Consider the following 17,901-nt stretch of genomic DNA (forward strand, 5'->3'; position numbering starts at 1 on the left):
CCGTCCAGAGAGGCGGGAAAGGAGGAACGGTGGCAATCACGCCTGCCTCGGCGATTGAGCCGAGAACAGTCCTTGACGCTTCCGACATCTCCCGGGCATTGACCCGGATCGCGCACGAGATCCTCGAGCGCAACAGGGGCGCCGACCCCGTCGTCCTGCTGGGCATTCCGACCCGAGGAGTGGGACTCGCGTCCCGTATCTCGGCACGCATCGCGGCGGTCGAAGGGCAGACCGTGCCCACAGGGTCACTCGATGTAACCATGTACCGCGACGACATCGGCCTCAAGCCCGCCCGCGCGCTCGAGCACACCGACATCCCCGGCGACGGGATCGACGGCAAGGTCGTCGTCCTGGTCGACGACGTGCTCTTCTCCGGCCGCACCATCCGCGCCGCGCTCGACGCGATCAGCGACATCGGCCGCCCGAAGGCGGTCCAGCTCGCGGTTCTGGTCGATCGCGGCCATCGCGAACTGCCGATCCGCGCCGACTATGTGGGCAAGAACCTGCCCACCTCCCTGGTCGAGCGGGTCACCGTCCGGCTCACCGAGTACGACGACTCCGACGCGGTGCTGATCGGCGTCGGTGCTGACGCCAAAGTCGGTGCTGACGCCAAAGTCGGTGCTGACACCAAAGCCGGCGAGAAGGGGGGCGTGAGATGAAACACCTGTTGAGTGCGGGCGATCTGAGCCTGGACGAAGCCAACTTGATCCTCGACACAGCCGAGGAGATGCGGTCGCTGGCCGACCGCCCGATCAAGAAACTGCCCGCCCTGCGCGGCCGGACCGTGGTGAACCTCTTCTTCGAGGACTCCACCCGGACCAGGATCTCGTTCGAGGCCGCCGCGAAGCGCCTCTCGGCCGACGTCATCAACTTCTCCGCCAAGGGCTCGAGCGTGAGCAAGGGCGAGAGCCTGAAGGACACCGCGCTGACCCTGCAGGCGATGGGCGCGGACGGCGTGGTCTGCCGGCACGGCGCCTCGGGTGCACCGCACCTGCTCGCCACCTCCGGCTGGCTGCGCGGCAGCGTGGTCAACGCCGGTGACGGCACCCACGAGCACCCCACCCAGGCCCTGCTGGACGCTTTCACCATGCGGCGGCACCTCGGCTCGCTCGACGGCCGCCGGATCACCATCGTCGGTGACGTGCTGCACAGCCGGGTCGCCCGGTCGAACGTGTTGCTGCTCTCGACGCTCGGCGCCGAGGTCACCGTGGTGGCACCGCCCACGTTGTTGCCGGTCAACATGAACGGCTGGCCCTGCGAGACTTCGTACGACCTGGATGCCGTGCTGCCGAAGAGCGACGCGGTGATGATGCTGCGGGTCCAGCGGGAGCGGATGGGCGAGGCGTTCTTCCCGAGCGCCCGCGAGTACAGCCGGCGCTACGGGCTCGACGTACACCGGATGGCACAGCTGCCGGAGAACACGATCGTGATGCACCCAGGCCCGATGAACCGCGGCATGGAGATCACCGCGGACGTGGCCGACTCGACCCGCTCGGTCATCGTCGAACAGGTCACGAACGGCGTGGCCGTTCGCATGGCCGTCTTGTATTTGCTGCTATCCGGAGCCAACGACACCGCGAACACAGAGGAGACGACCGCATGACCGCCTACCTGATCAAGAACGCCCGCATCCTGGGCGGCGAGGCGGCGGACCTGCACCTCGACAACGGCGAGATCGTTGCCGTCGGCAAAAACCTCTCCACCCCCGAAGGCACTCAAACCATCGAGGCCGACGGCCTGATCGCGCTGCCCGGCCTGGTCGACCTGCACACGCACCTCCGTGAGCCCGGTCGCGAGGACGCCGAGACCGTTCTGACCGGGACGCGCGCGGCGGCGCTCGGTGGTTTCACCGGCGTGCACGCGATGGCCAACACGGACCCGGTCGCGGACACCGCAGGCGTCGTCGAGCAGGTCTGGCGCCTCGGGCGTGAGGGCGGCTACTGCGACGTGTTTCCGGTCGGCGCGGTCACGGTCGGCCTGAAGGGCACGCAGCTCGCCGAGCTCGGTGCGATGGCCGACTCGGCCGCGCGCGTGCGGGTCTTCTCCGACGACGGCCTCTGTGTCTGGGACGCGGCCCTGATGCGTCGCGCACTTGAGTATGTGAAGGCCTTCGGCGGCGTCATCGCGCAGCACGCGCAGGAGCCACGCTTGACCCAGGGCGCCCAGATGAACGAGGGCGAGCTGTCCGGCGTACTGGGGCTCACCGGCTGGCCGAGTGTCGCCGAGGAGTCGATCATCGCGCGCGACATCCTGCTGAACGCGCACGTCGGTTCCAAGCTGCACGTCTGCCACCTGTCCACCAAGGGCTCGGTCGAGATCGTGCGTGCGGCCAAGAAGCGCGGCCTCGCGGTCACCGCCGAGGTCACGCCGCACCACTTGCTGCTGACCGAGGAGAAGGCCACGACGTACAACCCGGTCTTCAAGGTGAACCCGCCGCTGCGTACGAAGGAAGACGTCGAGGCGGTCCGTGAGGGCCTGGCCGACGGCACCATCGACATCGTCGCGACCGACCACGCGCCGCACCCGGTGGAGGACAAGGACTGCGAGTGGAGCGCGGCCGCCTTCGGCATGCTCGGCCTCGAGACCGCCTTGTCCGTCGTCCAGCACGCGATGGTCGACACCAAGCTGATGACCTGGGCCGACGTCGCCGACCGGATGAGCTTCCGGCCGGCCAGGATCGGTCAGCTCAGCGGCCACGGTCAGCCCCTCCAAGCGGGCGCGCCGGCCAACGTCACGCTGGTCGACGCGAGCGCCACCCGCACGATCGTGCCGAGCGAGACGGCCTCGCTGTCGCGCAATACGCCCTTCGACGGCATGCAGTTGCCCGGCCGGGTGGTCGCGACCTTCCTTCGTGGTGAGGCGACCGTGCTGGACGGGAAGCTGGCCAAGTGACCTACGCACTGGGCGCCGTCGGCACCCTGGCCGTCATCGCGCTGGCCTATTTCGGCATGTTAAAAGGCTGGCGTCATCGCCAGCAGCGGCAGGCCGATCTGGCCGAGCTGCCCGCGGTTCCGGACATCACTGACCAGGGCGTGGAAGGTGTCTACATCGCCACCACCACGGCCGGCGACTGGATGGACCGCATCGCCGTACAGGAGCTCGGGGTTCGCAGTGTCGCGGACCTGGCCGTCACGGACGCCGGGCTGTTGTTCCGCCGCCGTGGCGCGGCCGATCTCTTCATCCCCGCGGATCGCGTCACGGAAGTCCGCACCGACCGCGGTATCGCCGGCAAGGTGACACCGGAGTCGTCGGGTCTCGTGGTGGTGACCTGGCAGCACGACGGGCGCGACCTGGACACCGGGTTCCGCCCGCGCCGCAAGGCCGACATCGCCACCTTGACCAGTTCCATCTCGACCCTGATCGGAGCAGACCGATGAGTTCGCACAAGCCCGCACTGCTGGTGCTGGAGGACGGCCGGACCTTCGCCGGTACGTCGTACGGTGCGGTCGGCGAGACCTTCGGTGAGGCGGTGTTCACCACCGGCATGACCGGATACCAGGAGACGCTGACCGACCCGTCGTACCACCGCCAGATCGTCACCCAGACCGCCCCGCACATCGGCAACACCGGTGTGAACGACGAGGACGACGAGTCGTCGAAGATCTGGGTCGCCGGATACGTCGTGCGCGACCCCGCCCGCGTTCCGTCGAACTGGCGCTCCGTCCGCACGCTCGACGACCAGCTCAAGGCCCAGGGCATCGTCGGCATCTCCGGGATCGACACCCGCGCCCTCACCCGCCACCTGCGCGAGCGTGGCGCGATGCGGGCCGCGATCTCCACCGAGGAGCTGAACCCCGAGACGTTGCTGGCTCGCGTCTTGGAGCAGCCGAAGATGGCGGGCTCCGATCTGGCGTCCGAGGTCACCACCGAGCAGACGTACGTCGTACCGGCTGAGGGGGAGAAGCGGTTCACGGTTGTCGCGCTCGACCTCGGTATCAAGACGATGACGCCGAAGCGGATGTCCGAGCGTGGCATCGAGGTGCACGTGATGCCGATGACCTCGACGCTTGAAGAGGTCCTCGCGGTCAAGCCCGACGGCGTGTTCATGTCGAACGGCCCGGGTGACCCCGAGACCACCGAGCACCCGACCACGTTGCTGAAAGCCCTGCTGGAGAAGGGGATTCCGTACTTCGGGATCTGCTTCGGCAACCAGGTCTTCGGTCGTGCGCTGGGCCTCGGCACGTTCAAGCTGAAGTACGGCCACCGCGGGATCAACCAGCCGGTGCTCGACCGCGCCACCGGCAAGGTCGAGATCACCGCGCAGAACCACGGCTTCGCGGTCGACGCGCCGCTCGACGGAGGTGTCGAGACGCCGTACGGGCTGGCCGAGGTCAGCCACGTCTCGCTCAACGACAACGTGGTCGAGGGCTTGAAGCTCACCAAGGACGGGAAGCTGAAGGGCTTCTCGGTCCAGTACCACCCCGAGGCGGCGGCCGGCCCGCACGACTCGGCGTACTTGTTCGATCGCTTCGTAGACCTGATGGGTGAGAGCTGATGCCTCGTCGTACTGATATCGACTCGGTGCTGGTGATCGGCTCCGGCCCGATCGTGATCGGCCAGGCCTGTGAGTTCGACTATTCCGGCACGCAGGCCTGCCGGGTGCTCAAGGAGGAGGGCTTCCGGGTCGTCCTGGTGAACTCCAACCCGGCCACGATCATGACCGACCCGGAGTTCGCCGACGCGACGTACGTCGAGCCGATCACGCCGGAGTTCGTCGAGAAGGTGATCGAGAAGGAGCGCCCGAACGCGCTGCTCGCCACCCTCGGCGGCCAGACCGCGCTGAACGCCGCGATCGCCCTGCACGAGAACGGCGTGCTCGCCAAGTACGGCGTGGAGCTGATCGGCGCCTCCGTCGACGCGATCCAGCGCGGCGAGAACCGCGAGTCGTTCAAGGCCATCGTCGAGGAGCTCGGCGCCGAGGTCGCACGCTCGGTCGTCTGCCACACGCTGGCCGACGTGCTCGCGGCCGCGGACGAGCTGGGCTACCCGCTGGTCGTCCGGCCTTCGTTCACCATGGGTGGCGTCGGTTCCGGCATGGCGTACGACGAGTCGGATCTGCGCCGCATCGCGGGTGCGGGTCTGGCCGCCAGCCCGACCACGGAGGTCCTGATCGAGGAATCCATCGTGGGCTGGAAGGAGTACGAGCTGGAGGTGATGCGCGACAAGGCCGACAACGTCGTGATCATCTGCTCGATCGAGAACCTCGACCCGATGGGCGTGCACACCGGCGACTCGATCACGGTCGCGCCGGCGATGACGCTGACCGACCGCGAGTACCAGACGATGCGGGATCTCTCGATCGGGATCATCCGCTCGGTCGGGGTCGACACCGGCGGCTGCAACATCCAGTTCGCGGTCAACCCGGTGGATGGCCGGCTGATCGTGATCGAGATGAACCCGCGGGTCTCGCGTTCGTCCGCGCTGGCGTCGAAGGCGACCGGCTTCCCGATCGCGAAGATCGCGGCCAAGGTGGCGATCGGTTACACCCTGGACGAGATCCCGAACGACATCACCCAGCAGACGCCGGCGAGCTTCGAGCCGACGCTGGACTACGTCGTCGTCAAGGTGCCGCGGTTCGCCTTTGAGAAGTTCCCGGCGGCCGACAACACCCTGACCACGCACATGAAGAGCGTCGGCGAGGCGATGGCCATCGGCCGGAACTTCACCGAGGCGTTGCAGAAAGCCCTTCGCTCGTTGGAGAAGCCGGAAGCCCGGTTCTCCTGGTTGTTGCCCGCAGCAACGTCGGTGGAGCCCTTGCTGGAGGAGATCCGCACGCCGCGCGACGGTCGCCTGCGCAAGGTGATGGACGCGATTCGCGCGGGCGCCTCGGCCGAGCAGTTGTTCGAGGCAACCAAGATCGACCCGTGGTTCATCGACCAGCTGTTCCTGATCCACGAGACCGCGCTGACCGTTGCCAAGGGCACCCGAATGACGCCCGAGGTGATCCGGCTGGCCAAGCGGCACGGGTTCTCCGACCTGCAGCTGGCGGAGATCCGCGGCCTCGAGGAGGACGTTGTGCGCGGCGTCCGCCAGGCCCTCGGGATTCGCCCGGTCTACAAGACGGTCGACACCTGCGCGGCCGAGTTCGCGGCCAGCACGCCGTACCACTACTCGTCGTACGACGAGGAGACCGAGGTGGCACCGCGCTCCGAGCCCGCCGTGCTGATCCTGGGCTCGGGCCCGAACCGGATCGGCCAGGGCATCGAGTTCGACTACTCCTGCGTGCACGCGTCGATGGCGCTGCGCGACGCCGGCTATTGCACGATCATGGTCAACTGCAACCCGGAGACGGTCTCGACCGACTACGACACCTCGGACCGGCTGTACTTCGAGCCGCTCACCGCCGAGGACGTGCTCGAGATCGTGTACGCCGAGATGCAGGCCGGCCCGATCGCGGGCGTAATCGTGCAGCTCGGTGGTCAGACCCCGCTCGGCCTGGCCCAGCGCCTCGCGGACGCGGGTGTGCCGATCGTCGGTACGTCGCCGGAGGCCATCCACCTCGCGGAAGAGCGCGGCGCCTTCGGCAAGGTGCTCGCGGACGCCGGATTGCCCGCGCCGAAGCACGGTACGGCGATGTCGTTCGGCGAGGCCCAGGCCATCGCGGCGGAGATCGGCTTCCCGGTGCTGGTCCGGCCGTCGTACGTGCTGGGCGGTCGCGGGATGGAGATCGTCTACAGCGAGGCCGAGCTCAGTGCCGCCCTGGTGCGGTTGAGCGGTGGCGAGGAGGTCGCGAGCTGGGAGCACCCGGTGCTGATCGACCGGTTCCTGGACGACGCGGTCGAGATCGACGTGGACGGCCTGTTCGACGGCGAGGAGCTGTTCCTCGGTGGCGTGATGGAGCACATCGAGGAGGCCGGGGTGCACTCGGGCGACTCGTCCTGCGCGCTGCCGCCGATCACGCTCGGCCGGGCCGATATCGAGAAGATCCGCGCCTCCACCGAGGCCATCGCGCGTGGTGTCGGCGTGCGCGGGCTGCTGAACGTGCAGTACGCGCTCGCGGGTGACGTGCTCTACGTGCTGGAGGCCAATCCGCGCGCCTCGCGGACCGTGCCGTTCGTCTCCAAGGCGACGGCCACGCCGCTGGCGAAGGCGGCCGCCCGGGTGATGCTCGGCGCGACCGTGGCCGAGCTGCGGGCCGAGGGCATGCTGCCGGCCGTCGGTGACGGGGGCACACTGCCGCCGAACACGCCGATCGCGGTGAAGGAGGCGGTGATGCCGTTCAACCGGTTCCGTACCGTCGAAGGCGCCTCGGTCGACACCGTGCTCGGGCCGGAGATGCGGTCCACCGGTGAGGTGATGGGCATCGACGACACGTTCGGTACGGCGTTCGCCAAGTCGCAGGCAGGCGCCTCGGGACCGCTGCCGTCGTACGGGAAGGTGTTCGTGTCCGTCGCGAACCGGGACAAGCGGCACATGATCTTCCCGGTCAAGCGCCTCGCCGACCTCGGGTTCGAGATCCTCGCGACCGAAGGCACGGCCGACGTGCTGCGGCGCAACGGCGTCGAGGCCAAGGTGGTCCGGAAGAACAGCGAGGGCCCCGGCCCGAACGGTGAGCCGACGATCGTCCAGGTCGTGCACGAGGGTGAGGTCGACCTGATCGTCAACACCCCGATCGGCATCACCCAAGGCGGTTCGCCGCGGATCGACGGGTACGAGATCCGGAGTGCGGCCGTCGCGCGGAACATCCCGTGCATCACCACCGTCCAGGGCCTCGCGGCCGCCGTACAGGGCATCGAAGCGCAGCGCGCCGGCGATATCGGCGTCAGATCCCTGCAGGACTGGGCCGCCCGGATCCGCGGAACCGAGCAGTGAGCCTCTATCGCCGCCTGGTCCGGCCGGTGCTCTACCGGCTGGGCCGCGGCGATGCCGAGGTCGCCCACGAGCAAACCTTGCGTGGTCTGCGTTTGCTCAATGCTGTTCCCCAGCGGCTCTTGGGACGTACATCGCCCGCGCTGGCGACAACGGTCTTCGGCATCCGCTTCCCGTCGCCGGTCGGACTGGCGGCGGGAATGGACAAGAACGGCATCGCGCTGCCGGCCTGGCGAGCCCTTGGTTTCGGGTTCGTCGAGGTCGGCACGGTGACGGCCGAGCCGCAGCCGGGTAATCCCAGGCCGCGATTGTTCCGCCTCGTGGACAGCGAGGGCATCATCAACCGAATGGGCTTCAACAACGAGGGTTCCGAGGCTCTTGCAGCGCGGTTGAAGTCTTATGGCGACCTGGGATATCCGCTCGGCGTGAGCATCGGTAAGTCGAAGGTCACGCCATTAGCAGATGCAGTCGGGGACTACGTCACCTCGCTGCGCCGCTTGTATGCCTATGGCAACTACTTCGCGGTGAACGTGAGTTCGCCCAACACGCCGGGATTGCGTTCCCTGCAAGACGCCGGTCAGCTTCGCGAGTTGCTGGTTGCCCTGCGCAACGAAGCGCTTGCCTTGGGCAATGGCGCTGATCCGAAGCCGATTCTGGTGAAGATCGCGCCCGATCTCACCCTCGAGGCGATCGACGAACTGCTCGACGTCTGCACCGAGACGAAGATCGCCGGCATCATCGCCACCAACACCACCTTGAGCCGCGACGGGCTCAAACCCGACGACGTCGCGCTCGGCGCCGAGGCGGGCGGACTGTCCGGCCGCCCGCTGACCGGCCGCGCCCGCCGTACCGTCGCGCACATCCACCAGGCCACCGGCGGGCAGCTACCGATCATCGGCGTCGGCGGCATCCTCGATCCGGACGACGCGTCGCGGATGATCGACGCCGGCGCGAGTCTGGTGCAGATCTACACCGGCCTTATTTACCGCGGTCCCGGCCTCATCCGGCAGACGAACCGGGCCCTGCGGACCAATATCTTGGAGACCAGATGATCGTTCCCTTCGGCACCCGTCTGCGCGCCGCCATGGCCGCGCGCGGTCCGCTCTGTGTCGGTATCGACCCGCACGCCCACCTGCTGCAGGCCTGGGGTCTGCCCGATGACCCGAGCGGCCTGGAGAAGTTCACCTTCACCGTCATCGAGGCTCTCGCCGAGCAGGTGGCGATCTTCAAACCGCAGTCCGCGTTCTTCGAGCGATTCGGCTCGGCCGGCGTCGCCGTACTCGAGCGCGCCATCCCGGCGGCCCGCGCGGCCGGTGCGCTGGTCCTGCTGGACGCGAAGCGTGGCGATATCGGTTCGACCATGGCCGGTTACGCCTCGGCGTACCTCGCCAAGGACGCGCCGATGGCCTGCGACGCCTTGACCGTCAGCCCGTACCTCGGCTTCGGCTCGTTGCAGCCCGCCTTCGAGGAGGCGCACGTCGCCGGGGCTGGCGTCTTCGTCCTGGCCCTCACCTCGAACCCGGAAGCCCCTGCCCTGCAATCAGCCCGTACGGCGGGAGGTCCGACCGTCGCCGGGTCCGTGCTCGACGGCCTGCGCGGTCTCAACGAGGGCGTCGAGGATCTCGGCTCCTTCGGCGCGGTCGTCGGTGCCACGATCGGCTCGACCGACGAGGACCTGGACATCCGCGGCCCACTGCTCGCACCCGGCCTCGGAGCCCAAGGCGCCACCGCGGAAAGCCTCGCCAAGATCTTCGGCTCCGCGCTGCACAACGTCGTACCCAACATGTCCCGCGAGATCCTGGCCGAAGGCCCCTCGGTCCAGGCCCTCCGCGACGCCACCACCAGAGCCAACGACACCCTCGGACCGGTGCTGGGGTACTAATCGGTCATGACCGACTCCTTTGGTGATCTGCTCCGGCGTCGCCGCCGGGGCAGGTCCCTGACTCAGCAGGCCCTGGCGGAGCGGTCCGGGCTGAGCGTGGAAGCGATCGGGGCGCTGGAGCGTGGTACGCGGCGCATGCCCTATCGGGAGACCGTCGAGCAGATCGTGTCCGCGCTCGAGTTGGACGAGTCGGAACGCGTCCAGCTCGAACAAGCCGCCCGGCCTGGTCCGCTACCGGTCGAGGAGGAGCCGACCGGCTGGGTTGTGCCGGCCCAGTTGCCGACGGCGGTCGCGGACTTCACTGGGCGGGGCGAGCAGGTGCGGACGGCGCTGGCGTGGTTCGCCGATGGTGGGCCGCCGGGAGCGCCGTCGATCCTCGCGATCGAGGGAATGGCGGGGGTGGGGAAGACCGCGCTCGCCGTACAGCTCGGTCGTCTGCTGGCCGAGCGGTATCCCGACGGTCAGTTGTATCTGGACCTGAACGGGTTCAACGCGATGACCACGCTGTCGCCGCTGGACGCGCTCGGCGCACTCCTGCGCGCCGTGGGGGAGTGGGTTGTTCCCGCGGAGCCGGCCGAGGCGGGTGCGTTGTTCCGCTCACGGGTTGCCGGGCGCCGAGTGCTGCTGGTGCTGGATAACGCCGCCGATGCGGCCCAGATCGACGCGTTGATCCCGGCCGGGGCGGGTTGCGCGGTACTGGTCACGAGCCGGCGCAAGATGATCGGCCTCGCCGCCGCACGCCACCTCGAACTCGACGTGCTGGAGCCGGGGGAGTGCCGGGACTATCTCGGCTCGATCCTGGGCCGGAAACGCCTTACGGCCGAGCCAGGTCCGGCGGATGCGCTGATCGAGCTGTGCGGCCGGTTGCCGCTCGCGCTCGGGCTGGCTGCGGCACGATTGCGGGCGCGGCCGGACTGGCGGATCGCTGACCTCGTCACCGAACTGGACGATGAGGGTGCGCGCCTCGAGCGCCTCGACCGGCTTGAAGCTGCGGCCGATCGAAGCTTGCAGGCGCGGTCTCCATCGGCTCGCCGATCGCCGGCGCGAGTCTGGACGACGACGCCCGGCTCGCGTTTCCGGCCCTCGGCGTGATTGCCGCGCAGGACCTCAGCCTGCCGGTCGGCGCGGCGATCCTCGGTCGCCCGCCGCAGCAGGCCGAGGCGGTGCTCGAAGCTCTGGTCGACCTGCATTTGCTGCGGTCCACCTCGCCGGAGCGTTACCAGTTGCACGACCTCGTTCAGGTGTACGCCCGGACGCTCGCCGAAAACCGATTGTCCGCCGCCGAGCGCACCGCCATTCTCGAACGCGTGCTGTGCGGCTATCGGCGAATCGGCCTGGCGACAATCGAGTTGTCCGAGCCGTCCAGCGCGCTGCTCTCCTGGATCGACGCCGGCTGGCTCGAGGCTCCGCGTGGGTTCGACGATCCGGCGGCCGCTTTCGAATGGCTGGATCGTGAGCTGCCGACGCTGCGGGCCGTCGTACGGCAGGCGACGCAGGCCGGCGGGGAGACCGCCGAACTCGTGCCCGGGGTGGTGCTGAGCCTGGTCGGCTACCTGATGGCCCGGAACAACGCCGTCGACTGGTGTGACTTGTTGAGCGATGCGCTCGCACTGGACCTCGACGATCGGGTCCGCGGGATGCTGGTGATGCACCGGGGCATGTCCGAGGCGATCGCCGGGCTGCGGGACGAACCCGTGCAGAGCTTCCGCGACAGCGCTGAGTTGTTCCGGCGGGGTGGCGACGCGCAGGGCGAGGTGGCGGCGACCGGCAACCTCGGGCAAATGCTGAACCGCCTCGGACGACTCGACGAGGCGGTCGAACCGATCGAACGAGCGCTGGCGATCAACCGTGAACTCGGGAACGAGAACCAGGCGGCGAAATCCCTGCGTACGTTGGGGAATCTGTTCTGGATGCGTGGCGATCACGCGCGCGGGCTGGAGACGACGGAGGCCGCCTTGGCGTACTTCCGCGCTGCGGGTGAGGCCTGGGACATCGCCATGTCGTTGCACATCCTCGGCGAGATGCGTCGGCAGCAGACGCGCTATGCCGAGGCGGTCGACCACTTGCTGGAGGCCGCCGGGTTGTATCGCTCGATCGGTCACCTGTCCGGGCTGATGGAGTTGCTGGGGGATCTCGCCGCCTGTCACGTCGAAAGCGGTGCCCCCGACCTCGCCGTACCGGTGTTCTCCGAAGCCATAGAGCTCGCAGAGGAGCTGAGAGATCCCGGCCGGGCCCGACGGTTCGGAGCTGCTCTGGATGCCGCGCTCGAGCAGATCGAGGCGGATGGGTGACGTTCGGGCAGCTGCTGCGGCGGCATCGGCGGGCGGTCGGCATCACCCAGGAGATGCTGGCCGCGCGGTCCGGGCTGAGTGTGGAGGCGATCGGTGCGCTGGAACGTGGCACGCGGCGAGCGCCGCACCAGGGGACGATCGAACAGCTCGTTGACGCCCTCGGGCTTGCCGACGAGGCCCGCGACGAGTTCGAACGGTCGGCTCGGCCCGCGGATGCGGGTTGGCCGGGTACGCGCGGTCGCCTGCCGCCGGTGTTGCGGCATTTCGCGGGCCGGGACAGCCAGGTTGATGAGGTCGTCGACCGGTTGCGGGCCGCGGGGAGGCGGGGTGCCGCGCCGATCCTGTCGATCGAGGGAATGGCTGGGACCGGGAAGACCTCACTTGCCGTGTACGCCGCGCATCGGCTGGCCGACGCGTATCCGGACGGGCAGATCTATCTGGAGCTCAACGGGTTCAGCGCTCGGCCGGCGCTGACCGAGCTGCAGGCGTTGACGCGGTTGCTCGGAGCCGTCGGCGTCCAGGCGAAGGCCGTACCGAGTGAGGTCGCGGAGGCGTCCGCGCTGGTGCGGTCGAAGCTCGCCGGGCGGCGCGTACTGCTGCTGCTCGACAACGCGGCCGACTCGGCCCAGGTCGAGCACCTGATCCCGGCCGATGCCGGTTGTGCGGTCATCACGACGAGTCGTCGCAAGCTGATCAGTCTGGCCGGTGCGGAACACCTCGAACTCGGGCTGCTCGAACCGGTTGCCGCTCTCGCGGTGCTCCGCTCGGTGCTCGGGAGTGGCCGGGTGGACGCCGAGCCCGCCGAGGTGGAGCGGCTGGTCGAGCAGTGCGGGCGGCTGCCGTTGGCGATCGGTCTGGCCGCCGCGCGGTTGGCGGCTCATCCGTCGTGGCGCGTGCGCGATCTGGCGGATCGGCTCGCGGACGAACAGGCCCGATTGGACGAACTCGCGGCCGGCGATGCTGCGGGCTTTGCTGCGGCCTCTGCCTCGGGATTTGCCGAGTTGCGGGCCGCCTTCGCCGTCTCGATCGATGAGCCGGCGGATTTCGCCCGGCTCGGCGTGGTGGACCTCGAAACGATCGGCCTGGCGGTCGGCGCCGCGATCCTGGACCGGCCGTTGAGCGCCGCCGAGGCAGTGCTCGAGGAGCTGGTCGACCTGCACATCCTGCAATCGGCCGCGCCCGAGCGGTACCACTTGCACGACCTGCTGCAGGTGTACGCGCGCGAGCAGGCGAGCATCACGCTCGCCACCGACGAGCGTGACGCCGTACTGACTCGCGTGATCGAGCTCTACCGCCGGGCGGCGCTGGAGTCGACCCGGCTCTACGCGCCGAGCAGCAAGGTGCTCGGCTGGGCCGACGACGCCTGGTCGAGTCCGCCGATCGGGTTCGCTGACGCGGCCGAAGCGTTCGCCTGGCTGGACGCCGAGCAGCCGAACCTGGTCAGCGCGATCAACCAGGCCGCCCAGCAGGGCGAAGCGGCCGCGGAACTGGTGCCCGGGCTGGTCCTCGGCCTGGTGCCGTACTTCATCTCCCACGGCCCGATCTCCACTTGGCGCCAGCTGATCGAGACGGCGCTCAGGCTGACCGGCGACTCGGTCACCCGGGCGATGCTGGTGGGGGATCGCGGTATCACCGAGGCGCAGCTCGGGCTGCAGGACGAATCCATCGAGAGCTTCGACCAGGCCGTCGAGTTGTTCCGGACCGCGGGTGATCGCGTCGGTGAAGCGATGGCGGTCGGCAACCTCGGGCGTCAGCTGTCCCTGATCGGACGGCGCGAACTCGCCCTGGCACCGCTCGAGCGGAGCCTGGCCCTGCATCGCGAGCTCGGCCTGGCCGCGGGGGAGGCGGGCCTGCTGCTGACGCTCGGCATGCACCACTGGATGAGCGGCGAGCGGGAGTTGGGCCTGGACCTGGTCTGGCAGAGCCGGGAGCTGAACGAGCGGCTCGGCAACGTTCGCGGACTCGCCATCGCGGAGCACAACATCGGGCTGCTGTCGGTCGAACTGGGCAAGATCGCCGACGGCGTATCCGCGCTGATCACCGCCATCCACCTTCAGGGGCTGATCGACCATCGGGCCGGAGTGGCCGATGGACTCGCCGATCTCGGCAGTGTCGTGGCCGAGTACGGCGATCGCGCGGACGGCCTTGCGCCGATCCGGGAGGCCCTCGCGATCGCGTCGGAGCTCGGGGACAAGCTCTTGCTGGCCAAATGCCAGGGCGCCCTGGCGAAAGCGCTGGGCTGACGCGGTAGGTAACGGTCTCGTTCCATCCTGGGCAAGCGTTCTAGATCACCTCGGGGACTTGGGTCGGATGACCCCGCGAATCCGTCAAGGTTCATGTCGACGGGGACCACTCGGGATCCCCCACAGGTACGAAAGTAGGACCAGATGCGTAAGGTTGCGGCCCTCGCTGCGGTAATGACCATCAGCCTCGGCGCCCTCACCGCCTGCTCGGGCTCCAGCGGCTACTGCAGCGCGCTGAAGGACAACTCCGGCGCGGCCTCGATGCCTCAGAACGGCGACTTCGGTCCCGTGATCGAGAAGGCCAAGAAGGTCGCTGACAAGGCGCCGGCTGAGCAGAAGGCCCACTGGACCGTCCTGATCGAGTTCATGGAGAAGTTCCAGGCCGCCAAGGGCGACCCGGCCAAGACCGCCGCGCTGGCCGGTGAGAGCGCGAAGGTCGCGCCCGCGAGCGAGGCCATCTCCAAGTACGCCAAGGACGAGTGCAAGGTCGAGATCAAGGGCGCCTGATCGCCTTTCAGGACCTCACCACCCGGTCGCCGGTATTCGGCGGCCGGGTGGTCTCATGAGTACGTGGGGTACGGGCGTCGTACCGATGGGTAGTTGGACCGGGTCGGTAGGTTTGCGGGTTCACAGTGAATCGAATGGATTGGGTGAGGATGCGCAAGGTTTTCGCGACCGCGGCGGTAGTGGCATCGGTTGCTGGTCTGACCGCTTGTACCGAGGAACAGGCCTACTGCGTGGATCTGGCGGGTTTCGCGGCGGCGGCCTCGGAGGTTGACCCGACGAATGCGGCCGACTACGGAACGATTGTGGACGACGCCAAGAAGATCGGGGCGACCGCTCCGGCCGAGGTGAAAGACGACTGGCAGAAGGTGATCGCCTTCGCCGAGAAGGCCAAGGCGGCGAACGGTAATCGGGTCGAAATGGCCCGGCTGAGCCAGCAGACCGCCGGCGTCACGAAGGCGTACAAGGCCATCGCGACGCACGCCAAAGACGCCTGCAAGGTCGACGTGCCGAACCTGAATTAGCCCTGGTGTTTGCCGCTGCCCGGACTCGTTGGCTAGGTTCACCTGCTGAAGCCACAAAACGGGACAAGGTGAAACGGTGCCACTTCCTTCGTTGAGTCCGGAGCAGCGGACAGCAAACCTGGAGAAGGCCGCAGCCGCGCGGCGAGAGCGAGCAGAGATCAAGAACCGCATTCGTCACTCGGGGGCCTCCCCGCGCGACGTGCTGCACGAGGGCCAGACGAACGACGTGATCGGCAAGATGCGGGTCAGCGCGCTGCTGCAGTGCATCCCCGGTGTCGGCAAGGTCCGGGCGCAGCAGATCATGGAGCGGGCGGGTATCTCCGAATCCCGGCGGGTCCGGGGCCTCGGCACCAACCAGATCGCCGCCCTCGAGCGCGAATTCGCCGAGTGAGCGAAAGAGCAGAGTGAGCATTCAGTCGATGGAGGTCACGGTGGGTACGCCGGACGCACCGCCCACGGACAAGACGGGCCACGGTGGCGCGCGTCTGACCGTGCTGGCCGGCCCGACCGCGGTCGGCAAGGGCACGGTCGCGGCGGATATCCGCGCGCGTTATCCGGAGGTCTGGATCTCGGTCTCGGCCACCACCCGCAAGGCCCGGCCGGGCGAGATCCACGGTGTGCACTACCTGTTCGTCTCCGATGAGGAGTTCGACCGGATGGAGGCCGAGGACGAGCTGCTGGAGTGGGCCGTCGTCCACAAGGCCGCCCGGTACGGCACGCCCAAGCAGCCCGTGCTCGAGAAGCTGGCCGAGGGCCGTCCGGCGCTGCTGGAGATCGATCTGCAGGGCGCGCGGCAGGTCCGCGAGCGGATGCCGGAGGCGCTTTTCGTCTTCCTGGCACCGCCCAGCTGGGACGAACTGGTCCGCCGGCTGGTCGGCCGGGGCACCGAAACGGCCGAGGAGCGGGAGCGCCGGCTGGAAACGGCTACTCTGGAGCTGGCCGCCGAAAAAGAGTTCGACGCCACGATCGTCAACGCCTCGGTGCGGGAAGCTGCCGATCACTTGGTAAAGTTGATCCGATCACCCTCCATCTCTGGAAAGAGCTGAACCTTGTCAGGCACCCAGCCCGTCGCCATCGGCATCACCTCCCCGCCGATCGACGACCTGCTCACCCACACCGACTCCAAGTACAAGCTCGTGCTGTACTCGGCCAAGCGTGCGCGGCAGATCAACGCCTACTACTCGCAGCTCGGTGAGGGTCTGCTCGAGTACGTCGGTCCGCTCGTCGAGACCCACGTCCAGGAGAAGCCGCTCTCGATCGCCATGCGCGAGATCAACGAGGGCGTGCTGACCTGCACCGACATCGACCCTGAGGCCGAGGCCGCCGCCGCGGAGAAGTCCGCCGAGTAGTACCTCCACCTCCTGATGACCACCTCGACGACCGACGGCACCGCTAAGGCGCGCCCGTCGGTCGTACTGGGTGTCGGCGGCGGAATCGCGGCGTACAAGGTCTGTGACCTGCTACGCCGTCTCACCGAGTCGGGCCACCAGGTCCGGGTCGTGCCGACCGCTGCCGCCCTGGAGTTCGTCGGCGCCTCCACCTGGGCCGCGCTCTCGGGTCAGCCGGTCACGCCCGACCCGTTCGACGACGTGCACGAGGTCCCGCACGTCCGGATCGGCAAGGCCGCCGAGCTGGTCGTCGTCGCGCCCGCCACGGCGAACCTGATCGCCAAGGCCGCGCACGGTCTGGCCGACGACCTGCTCACCAACACCCTGCTCACCGCGCGTTGCCCGATTCTCTTCGCGGCCGCGATGCACACCGAGATGTGGGAGCACCCGGCCACCCAGGCGAACGTCGCGACCCTGCGTGAGCGCGGTATCACCGTGCTCGACCCGGCCGTCGGCCGCCTCACCGGTTCGGACACCGGCCGCGGCCGGTTGCCCGAGCCCGCCGAGATCTTCGCGATCAGCCAGCTGATGCTCGCCGACGAAGCCGCTCGCGCCGCCGGCCACAAGATCGCCGACCTGACCGGGCGGCACGTGCTGGTCAGCGCCGGTGGCACTCGCGAACACCTCGACCCGGTCCGCTATCTCGGCAACTCGTCGTCCGGCAAGCAGGGCTATGCACTGGCCCGCATCGCGGCAGCCCGTGGCGCCAAAGTCACGTTGGTCGCGGCGAATTCCGAGTTGCCCGACCCCGCCGGCGTGCACGTCGTACCGGTGACATCGACGCGCGACCTGTTCGACGAGATCACCGCGCGTGCCGCGGATGCGGACGCCGTCGTGATGGCCGCGGCCCCGGCCGACTTCCGCCCTTCCGATGTGGCCGAGCACAAGATCAAGAAGACCGCCGACGGTTCGGTGCCCGCGGTCAACCTCGTGCAGAACCCGGACATCCTCGCCACCATCTCGCACGACCGCGCACGTACCGACCAGGTCATCGTCGGGTTCGCGGCCGAGACCGGTGATGCCGAGCACAGCGTGATCGACCTGGCCCGCGCCAAGCTCGAGCGCAAGGGCTGCGACCTGCTCGTGGTGAACGACGTGTCCGGCGGCAAGGTCTTCGGCAGCGACATGAACGAGGCCGTCATCCTCGACCGCGACGGCGGCGCCCTGCCAGTCCCCTCCGGCAGCAAAGACGCCCTCGCCGGCGTCATCTGGAATCTCGTCGACGCCCGCTGGCAGTAGTTTTTGGGAGTAGTGGCCAGT

General features: G+C 68.6%; 17 protein-coding genes. All 17 read left to right on the top strand.

The genetic code is table 11. The features are described from left to right. The first annotated feature begins 35 nt into the window (after nucleotides 1-35). Nucleotides 36-659, top strand: a complete 624-nt coding sequence (gene pyrR, locus OG394_RS01890) for a bifunctional pyr operon transcriptional regulator/uracil phosphoribosyltransferase PyrR (protein WP_442914293.1) — start codon at nucleotides 36-38, stop codon at nucleotides 657-659. Next, the gene (locus OG394_RS01895; RefSeq protein ID WP_328993005.1) at nucleotides 656-1,603 is read left to right on the top strand and encodes an aspartate carbamoyltransferase catalytic subunit; all 948 of its coding nucleotides are present in this window, start codon (nucleotides 656-658) and stop codon (nucleotides 1,601-1,603) included. The genes pyrR and OG394_RS01895 overlap by 4 nt, the downstream gene beginning before the upstream one ends. Continuing rightward, nucleotides 1,600-2,892 (top strand): dihydroorotase, encoded by a 1,293-nt coding sequence (locus OG394_RS01900; protein ID WP_328993006.1) that lies wholly within the window; start codon nucleotides 1,600-1,602, stop codon nucleotides 2,890-2,892. The genes OG394_RS01895 and OG394_RS01900 overlap by 4 nt, the downstream gene beginning before the upstream one ends. Further along, a complete protein-coding gene (locus OG394_RS01905) occupies nucleotides 2,889-3,377 on the top strand; it encodes a PH-like domain-containing protein (protein WP_328993007.1) in 489 nt (162 codons plus the stop codon). The genes OG394_RS01900 and OG394_RS01905 overlap by 4 nt, the downstream gene beginning before the upstream one ends. Beyond that, complete coding sequence (carA, locus tag OG394_RS01910; protein ID WP_328993008.1) at nucleotides 3,374-4,495, top strand: glutamine-hydrolyzing carbamoyl-phosphate synthase small subunit; 1,122 nt, start codon at nucleotides 3,374-3,376, stop codon at nucleotides 4,493-4,495. Before OG394_RS01905 ends, carA begins: the two co-directional genes overlap by 4 nt. Beyond that, a complete protein-coding gene (gene carB, locus OG394_RS01915) occupies nucleotides 4,495-7,812 on the top strand; it encodes a carbamoyl-phosphate synthase large subunit (RefSeq protein WP_328993010.1) in 3,318 nt (1,105 codons plus the stop codon). Before carA ends, carB begins: the two co-directional genes overlap by 1 nt. Further along, nucleotides 7,809-8,861 (top strand): quinone-dependent dihydroorotate dehydrogenase, encoded by a 1,053-nt coding sequence (locus OG394_RS01920; RefSeq protein WP_328993011.1) that lies wholly within the window; start codon nucleotides 7,809-7,811, stop codon nucleotides 8,859-8,861. The genes carB and OG394_RS01920 overlap by 4 nt, the downstream gene beginning before the upstream one ends. Then, a complete protein-coding gene (gene pyrF, locus OG394_RS01925; protein ID WP_328993012.1) occupies nucleotides 8,858-9,691 on the top strand; it encodes an orotidine-5'-phosphate decarboxylase in 834 nt (277 codons plus the stop codon). The genes OG394_RS01920 and pyrF overlap by 4 nt, the downstream gene beginning before the upstream one ends. Before the next feature lie 6 nt (nucleotides 9,692-9,697). After that, nucleotides 9,698-10,783: a helix-turn-helix domain-containing protein gene (locus tag OG394_RS01930; protein ID WP_328993013.1), complete on the top strand. Its 1,086-nt coding sequence runs from the start codon at nucleotides 9,698-9,700 to the stop codon at nucleotides 10,781-10,783. Next, nucleotides 10,780-11,982 (top strand): tetratricopeptide repeat protein, encoded by a 1,203-nt coding sequence (locus tag OG394_RS01935; protein ID WP_328993015.1) that lies wholly within the window; start codon nucleotides 10,780-10,782, stop codon nucleotides 11,980-11,982. The genes OG394_RS01930 and OG394_RS01935 overlap by 4 nt, the downstream gene beginning before the upstream one ends. Then, a complete protein-coding gene (locus tag OG394_RS01940; protein ID WP_328993016.1) occupies nucleotides 11,979-14,225 on the top strand; it encodes a helix-turn-helix domain-containing protein in 2,247 nt (748 codons plus the stop codon). Before OG394_RS01935 ends, OG394_RS01940 begins: the two co-directional genes overlap by 4 nt. A 144-nt stretch (nucleotides 14,226-14,369) precedes the next feature. Beyond that, nucleotides 14,370-14,732, top strand: a complete 363-nt coding sequence (locus tag OG394_RS01945) for a hypothetical protein (RefSeq protein ID WP_328993017.1) — start codon at nucleotides 14,370-14,372, stop codon at nucleotides 14,730-14,732. A 134-nt stretch (nucleotides 14,733-14,866) separates the two neighbouring features. Then, nucleotides 14,867-15,253 (top strand): hypothetical protein, encoded by a 387-nt coding sequence (locus tag OG394_RS01950; RefSeq protein ID WP_328993018.1) that lies wholly within the window; start codon nucleotides 14,867-14,869, stop codon nucleotides 15,251-15,253. Nucleotides 15,254-15,329: 76 nt separating this feature from the next. Next, nucleotides 15,330-15,644: an integration host factor, actinobacterial type gene (mihF, locus tag OG394_RS01955; protein ID WP_328993020.1), complete on the top strand. Its 315-nt coding sequence runs from the start codon at nucleotides 15,330-15,332 to the stop codon at nucleotides 15,642-15,644. A 28-nt stretch (nucleotides 15,645-15,672) separates the two neighbouring features. Next, on the top strand, nucleotides 15,673-16,299 hold the full coding sequence (gene gmk / locus OG394_RS01960; protein ID WP_328993021.1) for a guanylate kinase: 627 nt from the start codon (nucleotides 15,673-15,675) through the stop codon (nucleotides 16,297-16,299). A 3-nt stretch (nucleotides 16,300-16,302) separates the two neighbouring features. After that, nucleotides 16,303-16,602: a DNA-directed RNA polymerase subunit omega gene (rpoZ, locus tag OG394_RS01965; protein WP_328993022.1), complete on the top strand. Its 300-nt coding sequence runs from the start codon at nucleotides 16,303-16,305 to the stop codon at nucleotides 16,600-16,602. Nucleotides 16,603-16,617: 15 nt separating this feature from the next. Next, nucleotides 16,618-17,880 carry a bifunctional phosphopantothenoylcysteine decarboxylase/phosphopantothenate--cysteine ligase CoaBC gene (gene coaBC / locus OG394_RS01970; protein ID WP_328993023.1) on the top strand — a complete coding sequence of 421 codons (1,263 nt, stop codon included), beginning with the start codon at nucleotides 16,618-16,620 and terminating at the stop codon, nucleotides 17,878-17,880. Nucleotides 17,881-17,901 lie beyond the last annotated feature (21 nt).

The organism is Kribbella sp. NBC_01245 (assembly GCF_036226525.1).
Classification (GTDB): Bacteria; Actinomycetota; Actinomycetes; order Propionibacteriales; family Kribbellaceae; genus Kribbella.